The following is a 17,842-nucleotide window of genomic DNA, read 5'->3' on the forward strand; positions in this document are numbered from 1 at the left end:
ATCATGCGAGTGCTTCGCATTTTCAGGACCAACAGACGCAGAGCCCGCCCGGATTTTCCGCACGCCCCGGCATTTTCTTGAGAAAAGACCGCATCCTCTACCGAAAGAAGATACGGCTGTGCGCTCAGGCGCCGTCGAGGATGGTCAGCAGCGGCCCGATCCGACGGAGGCGCCCGCCATGGGCGCGCATCAGCGCCGAAAGCGCCGCCTGCGGATCGCGCAGGTCGTAGAGCCCCGTCACCTGCCGGTCGGCGAGGGCCTCATCTGCAACCAGGATCAGCCCGGGCGTATAGGCCCGCAGCCGCGCCACCACCTCTCCCACCGTCGCCCCATCGACGAACAGCCGCCCGTCCTGCCAGAGCGCCACGGCATCGGGTGCAATGCGGCCATGCTTCGGTGCAGATCCGTCGGCCGGAATCTCGACCGTCTCACCCGGGGTCAGCTGCACGGCCGGCCTGTCGGGGCCTTCCACCCGCACGGTGCCGCTGCGGACCGCGACCATCACCCGGTCGTCATCACGATCGACCTCGAACCCCGTGCCGGTAACGGTGACCTGCACCCGGCCCGCCTGAACCACGAAGGGCCGGCCGGAATCGGCGACCACCTGGAAAAAGGCCTCGCCGCGCCGCAGAATCACCCGCCGGCGATTGCCGTCCAGCTGCATGTCGGCAGCGGAGAGCGGCGCCAGCTGCATGCGGCTGCCATCGGCGAGCGTGACCTGCCGCACCTCCCCCACCCCGGTTGCGGCATCGGCCGTCATCCGCAGGGCAAGCCCCGGCAGCAGCACCACGGCCAGCCCCGCCGCGACCGCCAGACCGGCGAGGCCGGCCGCCCATCGCCCCCGGCGCGGCCGGCGGGTCGGGGCCGGATGCAGACGGGGCGGGGTCATGGCTGCAAGCCCCTCGGGCACGGCAAGCCAGCTGCGCCGTATCTCGGCGAAAGCGGCCATATGGGCCGGGTCGGCCGCACACCAGGCCGCGAAGGCCCGGCCGAGGGCGTGATCCTCTGGTGCCGCCTCCAGCCGGATCAGCCAGTCGGCCGCCTCGGCCAGCAGGGCGGCGGAGGGTCTGGAGGCAGGGTCCACGGTCATGCCCCGTCCTCGTCGCGCAGCGCCAGGGTCAGCCGCACCACCGCCCCCTGCACCAGCCGGTGGGCCGTGGTGACCGACACACCCAGATGATCGGCAATGTGCTGGAGGCTGCGCCCCTCCACCCGATGCATCGTCAGCGCCACCCGTTCCCGATCGGGCAGGCTGGCAAGGGCCGCGGCCATCCGCCGGGTCTGGTCGCGATCGAGCAGCCCCTGATCGGGGGCCGGCAATGCGGCCGGCGCCAGCCAGTCGGGCCGATGATGCAGGCGGTTGTGATCCTCGGTCCGCCGCCTGCGGGTGACATCCAGCGCAAGATTGCGGACGATGCGGTAAAGATAGCCCACCGGCTGCGCCACCCGCCCGGCCGCGGCACCATCCGCGGCGCCCGGGGCGAAGCGGATATACGCCTCCTGCACGACATCCTCGGCGCGCATGCGATCGCCCACGATCGGCGTCGCGTAATCCACGAGCGTCGCGCGGTGATCGAGAAACAGTTTGAGCCTGGGATCGTCGTCGCGCACGGCGCCTTCATGCCTTTCGGGGCGGAAACCCGATGCGGCCGCATGCTAGTCGGATTGCGAACCGGTCGCAATAACACTCTCCCCGGCTGCGCTCCGCAGTGCCAGCACGGCAGCGGCGCGGGCGATACGCCCGGTCAGGCCGTCCCGCCGATCCGCGGGGACATAGCCCATCAGCGAGGTGGCGATGCCCAGATCGACCGCGGCGCCGAACTGGTCGTCGGCGATCTCCCCCCCGGACCAGAGTGCGGCGGCGCCACGGAACATGATCGCCAGCTGTTCGGGCAGGGCCGCGACCGCCAGCGGCCGCATGGGCTGATCGATGCCGGCGGGCGGGGCGTCTTCTGCCACAGGCTGTTCGGCAATCCGCGCGGCCATGATCCGCTGGTGGCCGAACTTACGCCGGACTGGCTTGCCGCCGATATCCGCCGGCTGCGGGAAGGCACGGGTTTTTCGGGCCAGGACCGGATTCTGTTCGGCATGGCACCCGCCGAGGCCGAGGCGACGCCGTTGCCCCATCTTCTGGGCGAGTTGCAGCTTGCGCATGAGCTTGGCACTCACTGCATCTCTTTGCATGTCGCCATGGGCAATTACGATCAGGGCCATCGCGTGGTGCAGCAGCTGGCGGATGCCGGGGCGCCCGGCCCCGACCTGCTGTTCGTGCATGGCGCCGCCCTGACTGAAGCCGAACAGGCGGCGATCGCCGAAGCCGGGGCCGGGCCGTCGGTGACGCCCGAGACCGAGATGCAGATCTGATCCTGGTGCGCACCGACACCGTCAACATGTGCCCGACGATTGATGCCGTGGGCGCAGGACTGTTCGCCAACCTCACCTGATCCCGGACAGAGCGACGGCCCGCCCCCGGACGGGGACGGGCCGTCATCGTCGCCTATGCCGGAAGATCAGCCGATCGCGGCCAGACCCCGCGCCAGGTCGGCTTCCAGATCGGCCGGGTTCTCCAGGCCGATATGCAGACGGACCGGCACGCCGGGCCCGGTCCAGCCGCGCACGGTCTCCGGGGCCTGCGGCAGGGCCAGGCTTTCGAACCCGCCCCAGGACGAGCCGATGCCGAACAGGCGGAGCGTGTCGACGAAGCGGTCGACCGCGGCCAGATCCAGATCCGGGCGCATGCCGATGGTCACCAGCCCGTTGGCGCCGGTGAAGTCGCGGCGCCAGAGATCATGGCGGGGATGGCTTTCCAGCGCCGGGTGCAGCACCCGCTCCACCAGCGGATGATCCTGAAGGAAGCGGGCGATGCGGAGCGCGCTTGCCGCATGCACCGGCAGCCGGGCCGCGATGGTGCGCAGCCCGCGCAGGGTCAGCCAGGCGTCATCCGGGCTGACGGTCTGGCCCATCACCACCTGCATCCGCCACAGCTCGCGGCCCAGCTCGCCATTGGCGACCACGGCACCGATCATGACGTCGGAATGGCCGACGACATATTTGGTGCCGGCGATGACCGAGATGTCGGCGCCGTGAAGAAGCGGCTTGTGCAGCAGGCCCGACGCCCAGGTGTTGTCGATCACCAGCAGCGCGTCGTGGTCGTGGGCAAGCGTCGAGAGCGCCTTGACGTCGATCAGGTCATAGACCCACGAGCCCGGGTTCTCGGCATAGATCATCCGGGTCTCGGGCGTGATCTTCGCAGCGGCATCCTCGACCGTGCCGTCGAAATAGGTCGACGTGATGCCGCGCGGCTCCAGGAATTTCGACCGGATCGCATGAACCTGCGGATAGACCGTGTTCTGGATCAGCACATGCGATCCGGGCAGCAGGCAGGTCAGCAGGACATGGGCGATGGCGGCAAGCCCCGTGGGGAAGAGCAGTGCCCGCTCCCCCCCTTCCAGCGCCGCCCAGGCCTCTTCCAGCGCATGGCTGGTGGGCGTGCCGCGGGCGCCGTAGCTGAACACCCGGCTGCCATCCTCGCGCCGCGCCTTGTTGGCACGCATGGTGGCGATGTCGGGGGCGAGCACGGTGGAGGTGCGGACCACCGGCGGGCTCACCGGCCGCACGCCCTCCATCGGCTGGCTGCGACCCAGATGGATCAGCCGGGTCTCTTCAGACAGCTCATGATCCGCGCTCATTCACACATTCCCTTCCTTGACGCCATGGTCCGTACCGATGATGGCGAAGCCTGCCCGCTCACGATCGTCGAGCTTGGCGAGCAGCCCGGTCTCCCAGGCCAGATAGCGGCGCGCGGCCTCCAGATTGCCATCGTGGCGGTCGTGGACGAAGAACAGGAAGTCGATGCAATCGGCCTCCGACGGCTCGTCCGGGGTCGCCACCACGCTGAAGCCCGCCGCTTTCCAGTCGGCGGCATCGGCGGTCACCAGACCCGCGACCATGCGGCCAAGCCCGGCAAGATCGATGGCGGCACAGCGCGCGATGCGCGGATCGGCCGCAATCAGCACGATGCGGGCATCGGCGGCCAGATCGGCCACCGCTGCGGCAAGCCGCGGACGGATCGCCCAGCGAGCGCCCTCGACATGGCCCTTGCGGAAGGTCATGCCCGGGCGAAGATCGATCAGCGCCACCGGTGCGCCGCCATCGGCCTGCATGGCCGCAATCTCAGCCGGGCGCAGCACCACCAGCGCCGGCAGGCGGCCCGCCGCCTCTTCATGGCCAAGGCCCGAGGCGCCGATCCGGCCCCAGCCCGACCGGCCGCCTTCCAGCACAGCCACATCCCAGCCCATGCGCTTCAGCCAGTTGGCCACGACCGCAGAGCGGATGCCGGTATCGCAGGTCAGCACGACACGGGCGTTACGCACGCCCAGCCACTGATCCGAGGCCTGGATCAGCTGGCCGCCCGGGGCGTGAAGAGCGCCAGGCGCATGATGCAGCTCGTATTCCTCGGGCGTGCGGACGTCGAGAAGATAGGTGGTGCGGCTGACATCGCGCAGCCAGGCGCCGGCAACCTCGGGCGAGATGAAGGTGATGCCGTTGACCGCGGCGAAGCCCACCAGCCAGTCTGCCGCCTCGTCATTGCCGTCGACGGGTTCGGGATAGAGCCGGTCGCTGCCGTGCTCCAGATCGAAACCGGCCAGGCGCCAGCCCTGGGTGCCGTTGCGCAGCGCCACCACCGGGTTGGGCACGCCGATGTCGCGCAGCGTCTGGGCGCCAATGATGCTGCGGGTCCGGCCGGCGCAGTTGACCACGATCCGGGTCTTCGGATCCGGTGCGATCGTGCGGATGCGGTGCACCAGCTCGCCGTTCGGGCAGCAGATCGCGCCCGGAATGTTCATCTTGCGGTATTCATCGACCGGGCGGCCGTCGACGACCACCAGATCCTCGCCGCGGGCCAGCGCCGCCTGCAGCTCTTCGGCCGAGATCGAGGGGGTGTCAAGCTCGTGCTCCACCACCTCGCCGAAGGTCTTGCTGACCACGTTGACGCCGGCGAACAGCTCGTAGCCGGCCGCGGCCCAGGCGGCGACGCCGCCGTCCAGCACCAGAACGTTGCGATAGCCGATCGCCCGGGCGCGGGCTGCGGCACGCGCCGCCACGGTCGACAGGCCGTCATCATAGACCACCACGCGGGTGGCCTTGTTCGGCACCAGCCGCTCGATATCCAGCTCCAGCCGGCTATAGGGCAGCGGCACGGCATAGAACAGATGCGACCAGCCATATTGGCCGTGCTCGCGCACGTCGAGCAGCGCGATCTCGCCACCGTCATGAACGGCGGCCTTCAGCTGGGCGGCGCTGATCACGCCCTCGGCCGGGGTGTCGTCGACCGGCGCCGGCGGCACCGGGATCGACCGGGTCGGGACGCCGAGGCCCATGGTCTTGCAGGTACCGGCAGCCAGATCGAAGGTGGTACGGCCCGACAGGGTCTCCAGTGCCCGACCGTAGAAATGCAGATGGCGGATGATCTGTTCGCCCTCGATCACCACCGAATGGATGTCGTCTGGCATCAGGGCGACACCCCGTCCGGGGCCGACCTCGATCCGCCCGGCCTCGACCAGGGTCGCGCGGCCCGACACGGTGCCGTCATCGGTGCGCTGGTAAAGGCGGTTGACCTCCACCCCCTCCACCGCAGCCACGCAGGCCCAGGTGGTGTGGTCGTGCGGCGGTATCAGCTTGCCCGGGCGCATCACGTTCAGATAAAGCGCGAAGCCGTGATCGCTGTCCTCGCGGATCATGTAACGGGCCTGACGCTCCCCCTCTTCCGGCGGCGGGAAATCCGCCGCGGACCAGAGTTCGGCGCGGGCGGCCAGGGTCTTCAGGCGGTCCAGCACCTGGGCCAGGGCTGCCCGGGTCAGACCTTCGGCGGCCAGGATCTGGCGCGCTTCGGCCACCATCCCGTCGGCGAGAATCCGGCGACGATCGATCATCCGCGTGTTCCTTCTTCCTTCCCGTTCAGCGCCCTGCACGGCGGCAGTGCGTTGCATCTCTGCAGGCTAGCGCTAAACTCATTCCGAAAATAACGAGTAATCCCGCGATTCCCATCAGGAACGCTTATGATTAACTTCGACCTTGCCGCCCTTCGCACCCTGGTCGCCATCGCCGATCAGGAGACCTTCGCCCGCGCCGGCGAGACCGTGCACCGCACCCAGGCCGCCGTCAGCCAGCAGATGCGCCGGCTGGAGGATCAGCTTGGCCTGGCCCTGTTCGAACGCAGCGGCCGCACCAAGGAACTGACCCCTTCGGGCCGCAAACTGGTCGACTATGCCCGGCGCATGCTGGCGCTTCAGGAAGAGACCCTGGCGGCGCTGCATGCCGTGACCACCGGCGGCCCGGTGCGCCTGGGATCGCCCGCCGACATCGCCGATACGGTGCTGCCCGAGATGCTGCGCCGTTTCGCCCGGGCCAACCCGGCCCTGTCGCTGGTGATCCATGTCGGCCGCAGCCCCGACCTGATGGAGCTGCTGAAGAAGGGCGCCATCGACCTCACCATCTCCACCCGGTTCGACGAAAGCCGGCGGCATTTCCTGCTCCGCACCTCTCCGGTCGTCTGGATCGCGGCCAACGACTTCCGGGTGGACCCGAACCGGCCGCTGCCGCTGGTCCTGGCCGACGAGCCCAGCATCTTCCGCAAGATCGCGCTGGCGGCGCTGGAGCGGAGCGGCCAGACCTGGCACGAGCGCTATACCGCCCCCGGCCTTGCCGGCATCCGTGCCGCGGTTGCAGCCGGGCTCGGCATCACCGCCCGCAGCATCGAGGCGCTGACGCCCGAACTCCGGGTGGTGGGAGAGGCCGACGGGCTGCCGCCGCTCGGCAACATCCGCTACTACCTGTATCAGCGCGACGATGCGGTTTCCGAAGCGGCCAAGAACCTGTTCCGGCTGATGGCCGCCCGCGGGTGACGTTCCGGCCGGGTCTCAAGCCTTGCGGCGACGCGTGATACGGCTGCCCACCAGCGGCCAGAGGATGAAGGCGATCGCCGTCGCCATCAGCACGCCCGAGATCGGCCGCTCGAAGAAGATCCAGGGCGAGTTGCCCGAGAGCGAGAGGCTTTGATAGAGCGACCGTTCGATGACCGGCTCCAGCACCACGCCCAGGATCAGCGGCGAGAGCGGGACATGGAGCTTGTTCATCAGATAGCCGAAGATCCCGAAGCCCAGCGCCACGACCACACCGAAAGTGCTGTTCGCGACCGAATAGGCACCGGCGATGCAGAGCAGCGCCACGGCAGCGCCAAGCATGCCCTGCGGAATGCGGGCGACCAGCCCCGGGATGGCCCGGGCCATGGCCAGGCCCAGCGGGAACATCAGGATGTTGGCGACCACGAAGGCCACGACGATCAGATAGGCGATGTCGGGGCTGTCGGTGAACAGCGACGGGCCGGGGCGCAGACCCTGGATCAGCAGCGCGCCCAGGAACAGCGCCGAGGTGGAGTTGCCGGGGATGCCGAGCGAGAGCAGCGGCACCATCGAGCTTGCCACGACCGCATTGTTCGCTGCCTCGGGCGCTGCAACGCCTTCCGGCAGGCCGGTGCCGGCCTGGGCGCCGAAACGCCGGGCAACGCGGCCATAGGCCATGTAGATCGCCATCAGCATGCCCGCACCCGGCAGGATACCGATGATGTTGCCGATCACCGACGCCTGGGTCCAGGTCGGCAGCAGACGGCGGATCATCGAAACGGGCAGCAGCAGGTCGCGGAAGCGCACGCCGGCGGTTGCCGCCTCGGCGGCAGAGGCCGAAGCCGGGTTGCGGCGGCGGACCCAGGCCTCTTCGGCCATGTCGAGCAGGCTGGCGATGCCGAACAGGCCGATCAGCATCGGCACCAGCGGCAGGCCGTCATACAGCCAGGGCTCGTCGAAGGTGAAGCGCGGGTAGCCGCTCTGCGGGCTGAAGCCGATCGTGGCGATCAGCAGGCCGAGCACGCAGGCGATGGTGCTGCGCACCGCATTGCCGGTCGCCATGCCGATGACGGTCGACAGGCCGAGCAGCGCCAGCGCGAAATATTCCGGCGGGCCGAAGCGCAGCGCCTGTTCGGCAAGAAAAGGCGCGCAGAACAGCAGGACCAGCGCGCTGCTGATGCCGCCGAAGACCGAGCTGTAGGTGGCGATGCCCAGCGCCAGACCGCCCTGCCCCTTGCGGGCCATGGCATTGCCGTCGATCGCGGTTACCACGGATGACGCAGTGCCGGGGATCTTGAGCAGAATGGCCGGAAAGGAGCCACCGAAACAGGCGGAGCAATAGATGCCCACCAGCAGCGGAAAGGCGAGATCGCCGGGCATGGCGAAGGTGATCGGCACCAGCACCGCCAGGGTGATGCTGTCGTTGAGCCCGGGCATGGCACCGACCACCAGGCCGATGATCACGCCGAAGACCAGAAAGCCGAAGACCGCGGGCTCTGCCAGATGCAGCAGGGCCGGAAGGATCTGATCGATCATATGCGTCCCTTCCGGGTCAGCCGGTGATCGTGGGCAGCGGCACGCCGAGCAGCACGCCGAAGATCAGGCGGATCGCCGCCGTGAACACGATCGCGGTCACCACCAGACGAATCGACATCGGATCGCCGAGAAGCCGTGCGATCACGATGAACAGGATGAAGGCCGGAAGCTCGAAACCGGCAGGCTCGACGGCCAGGATGACCAGGCCTATGCCGATCGCGATCGCAGCCGGCAGGACCTGCTGGCGGAGCACGATCTCCGAGGCCTTGCGGCCGGCCTGCGGCACGAAGAGCAGCAGGCCGCAGACGGCGAGGATGCCGGCAAACAGCTCAGGAGCGAGCGCGGCCATCGTGTCGTAGCCGGAGGTCTCGACGAAGACGAAAGCCGCAAGTGCCAGCGACGCGGCACCCAGGCAGATCTCGGGCAGTCTGTTGCCCGATGCACGAGGCATGATGCCGTATCCCTGCTGAAATCGGGGCGCATGCGATCGCCGGGAGCGGCGATCGCCCGAGAGACGGTGGTGCGACCGGCGGGCCGTGGGGGGACGGGGATCTTCGCGAAGGGAGGGGCTTCGAAGATCCCCTGGGGGGAGGTGGCGCCGCCGGTCACACCGTCCGGGCCGGACGTTATTCCGGCTTCTTCAGCGTGGGGAGGATCTCTTCCATCACCACGGCGACCTTGTCGACATAGGCCGAGAAGGCATCGGGACCGCGATAGGCGATCGGGTAGCCGCCCTTGTTCATGCCTTCGACGAAGCGGGGATCGGCGACGACCTTCTCCATGGCGGCGGCGAGCTTGTCCACCACCTCACGCGGGGTGTCGGCCGGCACGGCCAGGCCGCGGAAGGTCGCCATGTGATCCAGCACCGGCAGGCCGACTTCGGCCAGCGTCGGCACGTCGGGCATCTCGGCCACGCGCTGTTCCGACATCACGCCCAGGATCTTGATCCGGCCGTCCTTGGCATTGCTCAGCGCCTCACCCATCGAGACGAAAGCGGCATCCACATGACCGCCCATCACCTGCTGGAACTGCATGGCGGCGCTCTCGTTGTGGATGTAGTTGAACTGCGCGCCGGCTTCCTTCGCAAGCACCAGTGCCGCGATGTGATGCGAGGTCGAATGCCCCGGGGTCGCGATGCTGACCGCCCCCGACTTCGACGCCTTCACCAGATCGGCCACATTCGCGAAGGCCGAGGTCGACGGCGCGATGACGACCTCGGGGTCGAGGCAATACATCGCCAGCGTCTGGAACGACTTGTAGGTATAGGGGGTCTTCTTGACGATCGGGTTGTTGATCACCGACGAGGTATAGGCGAGCACCGTATAGCCATCGGCCTTGGCGCGGGCCACATAGCTCTGGCCGACCACAGCGCCACCGCCGGGCATGTTCTCGACGATGATCTTCTGGCCGCCCAGATAGTCCGAGCCGACCTCGGCGATCAGACGGCTGGTGAAGTCGACGGCACCACCGGGCGAGAACGGCACGACGATCCGCACGTTCTTCTCGGGGAACTCCGCCTTGGCGGCACCGCCGAGACCGAGGGCCAGCACGCCGCCCAGAACGGCGGTCGCCAGGAATTTCTTCATCTCTCTGCCTTCCCTGTGAGCGTCCCGGGACGGCCTGATCTGCATCCCCACTTCCCCGGGGGATGCGACGTCTGCCGGGGTCGCAGTGATCCTATGCCGTCCGTCGCGTCAGAAAAAATTCAAAAAAACACGGGATCAATAAGCTTTCGTGATGTTTTCCGGGCAAAATACCCTCAGGTTGCGGCAGTCTGATACGGGTTTCCCCTCAGGATACGCGCAGTATCGCGCCCCGTGATGTCGGTAAAAGTGCCATCGCGTGCAGACTCTCTGAACATCGGCGACAGAATTCATCCAATGATGTTGCACTAAATTCAGGTGCAGAGAAAGCAGTCCCACCGATCATACAGGCGTTTTATACAACCATTGGTAAATTTTCTAAGCGTTTCGCCAATCCCTTACTTGACGCTCCGGTGCCGAAACCGCATCCTCGGTCGGGACGGCAGGGAGGGATGACGACACGCCTTGTCCGTCGACTGGGTAACCGGCTTGACTTCGGCGGGCCTCGTCTATAACGAGTGCCCGCCCTTTTTTTGCCGCGGCGGCTTCTCAACCCGTGGAACGTTCTCCGCCGCCTGCCGCTGCACTATGGGTCGCCGCTGCCGCGGGGCTCTCGCGTCCCTCGATGACTGCAATACTGGCCCGGCCGGTCGCCACCAGTCTGGGCACGCCGCCGTCCGTCAGCACGTGGACGCGCGCCTCGACCGCGGTCAGCCGACGGCCCGGCTTCACCACGCGGGCGTCAGCCACCAGCCGGCCACCGGCCGCGGCGGCCAGCAGCGAGACGCCGAAATCCGCCGTCATCACCCCATGGCCCAGGGGCACCAGCGTGGCGGCGGCACAGGCGCAGGCATTGTCGATCAGATAGCCGATCACCCCGCCATGAAACACGCCATGGTTCTGCATCAGCTCGGGCCGGGCGGCGATCTCTATGCGGCAGCGACCGCTGCCGAGGGCTGTGAGTTCCGCGCCCAGATGCGCGGTGAAGCCCTGTGCCGCCACACCGGCGCGGACACGCTTGTCCTGGATTTCGGGCAGGGGGGCGTCCGGCAGGGCAGCCCAGGGGTCGAAGCCATCGGTGGTCATCGGGCGCAGCTCTCCTTGGTCGGCGGGGCGGCTTCGTCCGGCCGCTTCCGCATATGGCGATCACTCCGGACCCCAGATTAACCCGAACGGGATCCGCCGTCCGGCCGGATGCGCGGCGGCGTGCGACAGAATGCCGCCGCGACAGTCTGTCGATTGCATGCGCGGTCACGCATCCGCGATAGTCCGCGCCATGGCGCGATGCAGCAAAACAGCCCGATCACGGGCGCACCGTCGGTTCGGTTCCAGCCCCATCACGACTGCGGTCGTGGTGGCTCTTTGTGCTGGACCGATGACAGGTCTGCATGCGCAGGCAGGATCAGCCCCCCGCCGGGGATCTGCCCTGCCGCGTCTCCACATCCCCAAGCTGCCGGCCATGCCGCGACCTTTGCCGTCGCGCATGACCAGAAGGACGGCATCCAAGAAATACCGTGAGGTCATGAGATGGCTTCTTCCATCAACGTCGGCGATTGCCGCCCGACAGCATCACCATGTCGTCAGGCACAAAACAGCTTGATGTCGATACCAGAAGAAACCAGCCATCTCTCGATGCAGGGGCATTCGGAATGACTGCGACGACAGCCGTGGCGGGCCGTGCCCCCGCCATTTCCACACCGGTGAGCAGTGACACCATCGCCGGCTATAATGAAGCGATCGTCCGCCGCTTCGCGATCGCCACAGTGTTCTGGGCGGTGTTCGGCTTTGCCGCCGGCACCTGGGTGGCCCTGCTGCTGGCCTTCCCCGAACTGAACATGGGGCTGGAGGGCAGCTTCGGTCGCCTGCGCCCGGTGCACACCACCGCGGTCGTGATCGCCTTTGCCGGCAATGCGCTGTTCACCACCTCGTTCTATGTTGTGCAGCGCACCTGCCGGACCGGCCTCTGGGGCGGTCCGCGGCTGGCGAATTTCGTGTTCTGGGGCTTCCAGGCCTTCCTGGTCATGGCCATCGTGGGCTATGTGCTGGGCGTCACCCAGAGCCGCGAATATGCCGAGCCGGAATGGTATGCCGACATCTGGCTGACCATCGTGTGGCTGGCCTATATGGCGATCTTCGTCGGCACGCTGGCGCGCCGGAAGGAGCCCCATATCTACGTCGCCAACTGGTTCTTCCTGGCCTACATCATCACCGTGGCGGTGCTGCATGTGGTGAACAACCTGGCGATGCCGGTCTCCTTCGTCGGCGCCAAGAGCTACTCGAATTTCTCGGGTGTGCAGGATGCGCTGATCCAGTGGTGGTACGGCCATAACATGGTCGGCTTCCTGCTCACCGCCGGCTTCATCGGCGTGATGTACTATTTCGTGCCCAAGCAGGCGGAACGGCCGATCTATTCCTACCGGCTGTCCATCGTCCATTTCTGGGCGCTGATCTTTCTCTATATCTGGGCTGGCCCGCATCATCTGCACTACACCGCCCTGCCCGACTGGGCGCAGACGCTGGGTGCCGCCTTTTCGATCATGCTGTGGATGCCGTCCTGGGGCGGCATGATCAACGGCATCATGACGCTGTCGGGCGCCTGGGGCCGCCTGCGCACCGATCCGATCATGCGCTTCCTGGTCGTGGCCGTGGCCTTCTACGGCATGGCGACCTTCGAAGGCCCGCTGATGGCACTGAAGCCGGTCAACGCGCTCAGCCATTACACCGACTGGACGGTGGGCCATGTCCATTCGGGTGCCCTCGGCTGGGTGGCCTTCATGACCTTCGGCGCCTTCTACTATCTGGTGCCGCGGCTCTGGCGCCGGCCGCTCTGGTCGATGCGGCTGGTGGAGTGGCATTTCTGGATCGCCTCTCTCGCCATCGTGCTCTACATCACCGCGATGTGGGTCTCGGGCATCGCCCAGGGCCTGATGTGGCGCGCCTATGACGAGTTCGGCTTCCTGCGCTACAGCTTCGCCGACAGCGTCGCCATGCTGCACCCCTATTACGTGACCCGTGCGCTGGGCGGGGTGCTCTATCTGACCGGCGGACTGCTGTTCGCCTTCAACATCTTCATGACCATCCGTCAGCCCGCCCCGGCAACCCTGCCGGAGGCGAGCGATGCCACGCCGCTGCGTGGTGCCGCACCGGCTGCGGGTTCCTGAGGCGGAGGATCGGACACATGCCCCGTTTCAATCACGCCCGTATCGAGCGCAGCACCTCGCTGCTGTTCATCCTGACGCTGATGGTCATCTCGATCGGCGGCCTGGTGGAAATCGTGCCGCTGTTCAAGGTGGAAAGCACGGTGAAGCCGGTCGAAGGGGTGCGCCCCTATACGCCGCTGGAGCAGATGGGCCGCAACATCTACACCCGCGAAGGCTGCTATACCTGCCACAGCCAGATGATCCGGCCCTTCCGCGACGAGGTGGAACGCTACGGCCATTATTCGATCGCGGCCGAAAGCATGTACGACCATCCCTTCCTGTGGGGATCGAAGCGCACCGGCCCGGATCTCGCCCGGGTCGGCCTCAAATACTCCAATGAATGGCAGGTGGCGCATCTGGTCGATCCGCGCAGCGTGGTGCCGGTCTCGATCATGCCCTCTTATGCCGCGCTGCTCGATCGCGATCTCGACGTCTCGGAGGTCTCGGAGCATCTGCGCGCGCTGCGGGCGGTGGGCGTGCCCTACAGCCAGGAGATGATCGCCCGCGCCGAGGCCGATCTCACCGCCCAGGCGGGTGGCACCGATCCGGAAGAAATGCAGCGTCGCTATCCGGGCGCGAAGGTCGGCGACTATGACGGCCAGCCCGACCGGATCACCGAAATGGATGCGCTGGTCGCCTATCTCCAGGTCCTGGGCACCATGGTCGATTTCACCGATGTCAGGCTGGAAAGCGGCATCGGTGCCGGCATCGCCGGCTCGAAGGTGGAGGGCGGACAGTGATCGATGCACTGAGCGCCCTTGTCTACAAGTACTGGCTGGTCGCGGCGGTGGTGCTGTTTGCGCTGATCCTGCTGCGCACCTTCCGGCCTTCGTCGCGCGAGCAGATGAAGGCGCATGCCAACATCCCCTTCCTGATCAAGGACGAAGACGATGGCCGCGCCTGAACGTGATGATCTGACCGGCCGCTACACCACCGGCCATGAATGGGACGGCATCAAAGAGCTGTCGACCCCGATCCCCGGCTGGTGGGTCGGCGTGTTCCTGATCTCGATCGCCGTCGCCCTGCTCTACATGGTGCTCTACCCGTCCTTCGCGTCGACCGAGCGCTATTACGAGGGCGCGCTGAAATACAGCAGCGCCGAAGAGCTGCGCAGGGAGGTGGTCGCCGCCCGTGCCGCCCAGGCCCCGATGCGCAATGCCCTGGTCGAGACCCCGCTGGAGGAGATCGAGGCCGACGACAGCCTCCGCCGGTTCGCGACCACTGGCGGCCAGGCCGCGTTCAACGAGAACTGCGCCGCCTGCCATGGCGTGGGGGCCGGCGGCCAGATCGGCCAGTTCCCGGCGCTGGTGGACGATGACTGGATCTGGGGTGGCAAGATCGCCGACATCCGCCAGACCATCCTCTACGGCATCCGGTCGGCCCATCCCGATACCCGGCAATCGCTGATGCCGGTTTTCGGCCAGATCCTGACGCCCGAGCAGATCAGCCAGACGGCCGCCTATGTGAAGAGCCTGTCGGATCCGACCGCGGCCGGCAGCCGCGCCAGCATGCCGGGGGCCCCTCTCTACGCCGCCAACTGCGCCTCGTGCCATGGGGCCGAGGGCCAGGGCGGCCGTGATTTCGGTGCGCCGCGGCTGAATGACGCCATCTGGCTCTATGGCAGCAGTCAGGAGGCGATCGAGCGGCAGATCACCAACCCGCGCATGGGCGTGATGCCGGCTTTCGGTGAACGGCTGGACGAATCGACCGTGCGGATGATTGCGGTCTATGTCCACACGCTGGGTGGTGGCGAGAAATGACCGCAGGATCAGGCATCACCAACGCATCGGTCACCACCACCGATGCCGCCACTGCGGACCGGCCGGCGCGAGCAGCGCCGGCCGCCCGCCGGCCTCGGCGCAAACCCCATCTGCCCCAGCCGGTGCACGGCCATTTCCGGCGGCTGAAGACCCGGCTGACCGTGATCTTCCTCGGCATCCTGTTCCTGGTGCCGTGGATCCGCTGGGATCGCGGGCCCGGCCTGCCCGATCAGGCGGTGCTGTTCGACCTGCCCGGCCGGCGGCTGTTCGCTTTTGGTCTGGAACTCTGGCCGCAGGATCTGCCAATTGCGGTGGGGCTGATGGTGGCCGGCGCCTTCGGCCTGTTCTATGCCACCAGCCTGTCCGGCCGGGTCTGGTGCGGCTTTTCCTGCCCGCAAACGGTCTGGACCGACATTTTCGGCGGCGTGCGCCGGCTGGCGCATCGGATCGCGAAGGGCAACGAGGCCGCGATCGGGCCGCTGACCGGGGCGATGAGCGCCGCCGTCGCGATCCTGACCGGGCTGGGCTTCGCCCAATGGTTCATCGACGCCCCCGGGCTGGCCGGCCGCTTCCTGGACGGCAGCCTGCCCGGTGCCGTCTATGGCGCCGTCTTCCTGATTGCGCTGTTCACCTATGTGCTGGGGGCCCATGCACGAGAGCGGGTCTGCCTGCATATGTGCCCCTGGCCCCGCTTCCAGGCCGCGCTGCTCGACCGCGACAGCCTGGTCGTGACCTATCGCCGGACCCGGGGCGAGCCGCGGGCCCGCAAGCGGGTGGCCCTGCGTCCCGAGCTGCTGGCGACGCCCCCGGCCGGGCCCGTCACCGGCATGCCGCAGGCTTTCGCCTTTGCCGCCGACGGCACGGTGGGCCTTGCCCGCGGTGCTACCGTCACCGCCGCACCGCTCAGTCGCGGCGACTGCATCGATTGCGGCCGCTGCGTCCAGGTCTGCCCCACCGGCATCGACATCCGCGACGGGCTGCAGATGGGCTGCATCGGTTGCGGGCTGTGCATCGATGCCTGCGACGAGGTGATGACGAAGATCGACCGGCCGACCGGGCTGATCCGCTTCGATGCCGAAGAGGCCGACCCGGCGCCGATGGCACCGCCGGCCCGGATCGGCTTCTTCCGGCCCAAGGCGATGATCTTCGGCGGCGCCATGGTCGTGGCGCTGGCGGCGGTCAGCTTCGGCGTGGCGAACATCACCGACGTTCAGGTCGATGTCGAGCCGCAGAACACCCCGCGCTATGTGCTGCTGTCGGACGGCAGCGTGCGCAACGACTACACCGTCCGCCTGTCGCACCGCCTGCCCCGGCTGGACGGGGTGACCGCCTCGGTCGAGGGCATGCCGGATGCGACGCTCCGCTTCACCAGCGGTGACGGGGCCGATGCGGCCGAGATGGCGGTGGGTGGTCAGCGCAGTGCCGCCAACCGGCTGCTGGTGATCCAGCCGCCGCTGCGGGGCGACGCCCTGCCCCCGGCCGGGCCGCACCCGATCGTGCTGGTCTTCCACGACACGTCGACCGGCGCGGAACTCGCCCGGGTCGATACCCGCTTCTGGGAGCCGGAGAGATGACATCCCCCCGGCACGGTTCACGACAGTACACCGTCCCCTCGGATCCGCCGCCCCGGCCATCGGATCGCTGGATCCCGCGGGCGATCGTGGGCTTCTTTCTGGTGCTGGGCTCGGTCCAGGCCGGTTTCGTGACGCTGGCCTATGACAGCTTCACCGGCCTGGTCACCGACGACCCCTATGCCACCGGCATCGAATACGACCGGGTGCTGAAAGAGCGCGAGAGCGAAGCCGCCCTGGGCTGGCAGGTGGATGCCGCCTTCGAGCCGGGCAGTGAACCCCGCACCGGCCGGCTGGTGGTGCGGGTGACCGATGCCGGCGGGCAGCCACTCGACGATGTGGTCGTCCAGGGAGAGGCCGAACATACCGGCCGGATCCCGCAGCTCCTGCCCGTCAGCTTCGCGCCCGCGGGGCCCGACCGGCTGGTCGGCACGCTCGATTTCCCCAATGGCGGCAACTGGTTCATCCGCCTGAAGGTCACGCAGGGGGATGAGGGGGTGCGACGTCTCGTCGAATTGCCGGTGATCCGCTGACCGGCTATCTCTCCCCTGCCCGCTTCTGCTCTCCCCTTGATCGTCGAACCGATCGACGTCCGACATCTTCCGGAGTTTCTGCCATGTCCATGACGACCTCTCCTGCCGGCGGCGTATCGGGTGGCCGGCCGGCCGTATGGCCCCTGATCGTTGCCATCATCGCCGCCGCGGCGATCGGCGGCATGGTCGCCGGGGCCGAAGTGGCCGTCGTTGCGGGGCTGGGCGCCCTGATCGTGTCGCTGCTGCCGCGGATCATCATGATCGCCGGCCGCGGCGGCATCAGCGCCTTCGCGGTCGCCGGCCGCGCCATGTACACCGCCGGCCGGATCGGCGGCATCGCGATTGCCCTGCCCGGCCTGTTCATCACCAGCCTGGTCTGGCTGATCATCGGCCTGCCGGCCGCACTGGCACGCGCGGCCCATGCCCGGGCTGCCAGCACCGGTGTTCAGCCCGCCCCCCTGCCCACCCTGCCGGATCTTGCCGTGGCGGGCCGGCTGGGCCAGCGCGCCAAGGCCCGCGGGATCAGCTTCCTGAAGGGCATGGTCTCGGAGCGCGGCCTGCCGCTGCTGCTCGCCAATCTTCTGCTGGCGCTGATCATCGGCTGCGTGCTGCTGGGCATGGGTGTGGCGCTTTATGCCGCACTGATCGCCGTGCCGGTGATGATCGCCACCATGATGCTGGTCGCCGTCGACGGCAGCGACGAGCCCGAGGTGCCCGCGGCCGGCGACACCCAGCACTGATCCCGCTGCCCGCGCGG

Annotated in this window: 18 protein-coding genes; 9 read left to right on the forward strand and 9 right to left on the reverse strand. The window is 67.9% G+C overall.

The features are described from left to right. Positions 1-124: 124 nt before the first annotated feature. The 3 genes from P7L68_RS18780 to P7L68_RS18790 are packed head-to-tail and all read right to left on the reverse strand — an operon-like array spanning position 125 to position 1,986. Positions 125-1,090 (reverse strand): FecR domain-containing protein, encoded by a 966-nt coding sequence (locus P7L68_RS18780; RefSeq protein WP_372000663.1) that lies wholly within the window; start codon positions 1,088-1,090, stop codon positions 125-127. Next, positions 1,087-1,611, reverse strand: a complete 525-nt coding sequence (locus P7L68_RS18785) for a sigma-70 family RNA polymerase sigma factor (protein WP_372000665.1) — start codon at positions 1,609-1,611, stop codon at positions 1,087-1,089. The genes P7L68_RS18780 and P7L68_RS18785 overlap by 4 nt, the downstream gene beginning before the upstream one ends. 45 nt (positions 1,612-1,656) lie before the next feature. After that, positions 1,657-1,986, reverse strand: a complete 330-nt coding sequence (locus tag P7L68_RS18790) for a hypothetical protein (protein WP_372000666.1) — start codon at positions 1,984-1,986, stop codon at positions 1,657-1,659. Between the two features lie 9 nt (positions 1,987-1,995). On the opposite strand from P7L68_RS18790, the gene P7L68_RS18795 reads away from it, so the two are divergent. Further along, the gene (locus P7L68_RS18795; protein WP_372000668.1) at positions 1,996-2,364 is read left to right on the forward strand and encodes a hypothetical protein; all 369 of its coding nucleotides are present in this window, start codon (positions 1,996-1,998) and stop codon (positions 2,362-2,364) included. A 146-nt stretch (positions 2,365-2,510) separates the two neighbouring features. Here P7L68_RS18795 and metC read toward each other — a convergent pair whose 3' ends face one another. Then, positions 2,511-3,689, reverse strand: coding sequence for a cystathionine beta-lyase (gene metC, locus P7L68_RS18800; RefSeq protein ID WP_372000670.1), 1,179 nt, complete (start codon positions 3,687-3,689; stop codon positions 2,511-2,513). Further along, positions 3,690-5,381 carry a rhodanese-like domain-containing protein gene (locus tag P7L68_RS18805; RefSeq protein WP_372006881.1) on the reverse strand — a complete coding sequence of 564 codons (1,692 nt, stop codon included), beginning with the start codon at positions 5,379-5,381 and terminating at the stop codon, positions 3,690-3,692. It lies immediately after the preceding gene. Between the two features lie 678 nt (positions 5,382-6,059). Here P7L68_RS18805 and P7L68_RS18810 point away from each other — a divergent pair. Next, complete coding sequence (locus P7L68_RS18810) at positions 6,060-6,905, forward strand: LysR substrate-binding domain-containing protein (protein WP_372000671.1); 846 nt, start codon at positions 6,060-6,062, stop codon at positions 6,903-6,905. A gap of 15 nt (positions 6,906-6,920) precedes the next feature. Here the strand turns inward: P7L68_RS18810 and P7L68_RS18815 are convergent, their stop codons facing one another. The 4 genes from P7L68_RS18815 to P7L68_RS18830 form a co-directional block, all read right to left on the reverse strand. Beyond that, on the reverse strand, positions 6,921-8,438 hold the full coding sequence (locus P7L68_RS18815; protein ID WP_372000673.1) for a tripartite tricarboxylate transporter permease: 1,518 nt from the start codon (positions 8,436-8,438) through the stop codon (positions 6,921-6,923). A gap of 16 nt (positions 8,439-8,454) precedes the next feature. Then, a complete protein-coding gene (locus P7L68_RS18820) occupies positions 8,455-8,889 on the reverse strand; it encodes a tripartite tricarboxylate transporter TctB family protein (protein ID WP_372000675.1) in 435 nt (144 codons plus the stop codon). Positions 8,890-9,064: 175 nt separating this feature from the next. Then, on the reverse strand, positions 9,065-10,024 hold the full coding sequence (locus P7L68_RS18825; protein WP_372000677.1) for a tripartite tricarboxylate transporter substrate binding protein: 960 nt from the start codon (positions 10,022-10,024) through the stop codon (positions 9,065-9,067). A gap of 546 nt (positions 10,025-10,570) precedes the next feature. Next, the gene (locus P7L68_RS18830) at positions 10,571-11,107 is read right to left on the reverse strand and encodes a PaaI family thioesterase (protein WP_372000679.1); all 537 of its coding nucleotides are present in this window, start codon (positions 11,105-11,107) and stop codon (positions 10,571-10,573) included. A 563-nt stretch (positions 11,108-11,670) separates the two neighbouring features. On the opposite strand from P7L68_RS18830, the gene ccoN reads away from it, so the two are divergent. The 7 genes from ccoN to P7L68_RS18865 all read left to right on the forward strand — a co-directional run bounded on the left by ccoN (position 11,671) and on the right by P7L68_RS18865 (position 17,825). Then, on the forward strand, positions 11,671-13,182 hold the full coding sequence (gene ccoN / locus P7L68_RS18835; RefSeq protein ID WP_372000680.1) for a cytochrome-c oxidase, cbb3-type subunit I: 1,512 nt from the start codon (positions 11,671-11,673) through the stop codon (positions 13,180-13,182). An 8-nt stretch (positions 13,183-13,190) separates the two neighbouring features. Beyond that, entirely contained in the window at positions 13,191-13,961 is a 771-nt protein-coding gene (gene ccoO / locus P7L68_RS18840) for a cytochrome-c oxidase, cbb3-type subunit II (protein ID WP_372006882.1), read from the forward strand. Beyond that, a complete protein-coding gene (locus P7L68_RS18845) occupies positions 13,958-14,125 on the forward strand; it encodes a cbb3-type cytochrome c oxidase subunit 3 (protein WP_014745796.1) in 168 nt (55 codons plus the stop codon). The genes ccoO and P7L68_RS18845 overlap by 4 nt, the downstream gene beginning before the upstream one ends. Beyond that, positions 14,112-14,981: a cytochrome-c oxidase, cbb3-type subunit III gene (ccoP, locus tag P7L68_RS18850; RefSeq protein WP_372000681.1), complete on the forward strand. Its 870-nt coding sequence runs from the start codon at positions 14,112-14,114 to the stop codon at positions 14,979-14,981. The genes P7L68_RS18845 and ccoP overlap by 14 nt, the downstream gene beginning before the upstream one ends. Beyond that, positions 14,978-16,555 carry a 4Fe-4S dicluster domain-containing protein gene (locus tag P7L68_RS18855; RefSeq protein ID WP_372000683.1) on the forward strand — a complete coding sequence of 526 codons (1,578 nt, stop codon included), beginning with the start codon at positions 14,978-14,980 and terminating at the stop codon, positions 16,553-16,555. Before ccoP ends, P7L68_RS18855 begins: the two co-directional genes overlap by 4 nt. Beyond that, the gene (locus P7L68_RS18860; RefSeq protein WP_372000684.1) at positions 16,552-17,085 is read left to right on the forward strand and encodes a FixH family protein; all 534 of its coding nucleotides are present in this window, start codon (positions 16,552-16,554) and stop codon (positions 17,083-17,085) included. Before P7L68_RS18855 ends, P7L68_RS18860 begins: the two co-directional genes overlap by 4 nt. Positions 17,086-17,168: 83 nt before the next feature. After that, positions 17,169-17,825, forward strand: a complete 657-nt coding sequence (locus P7L68_RS18865) for a hypothetical protein (protein WP_372000685.1) — start codon at positions 17,169-17,171, stop codon at positions 17,823-17,825. The last annotated feature ends 17 nt before the right edge of the window (positions 17,826-17,842 follow it).

This window comes from Tistrella mobilis (assembly GCF_041468085.1).
GTDB classification, from domain to species: Bacteria; Pseudomonadota; Alphaproteobacteria; order Tistrellales; family Tistrellaceae; genus Tistrella; species Tistrella mobilis_A.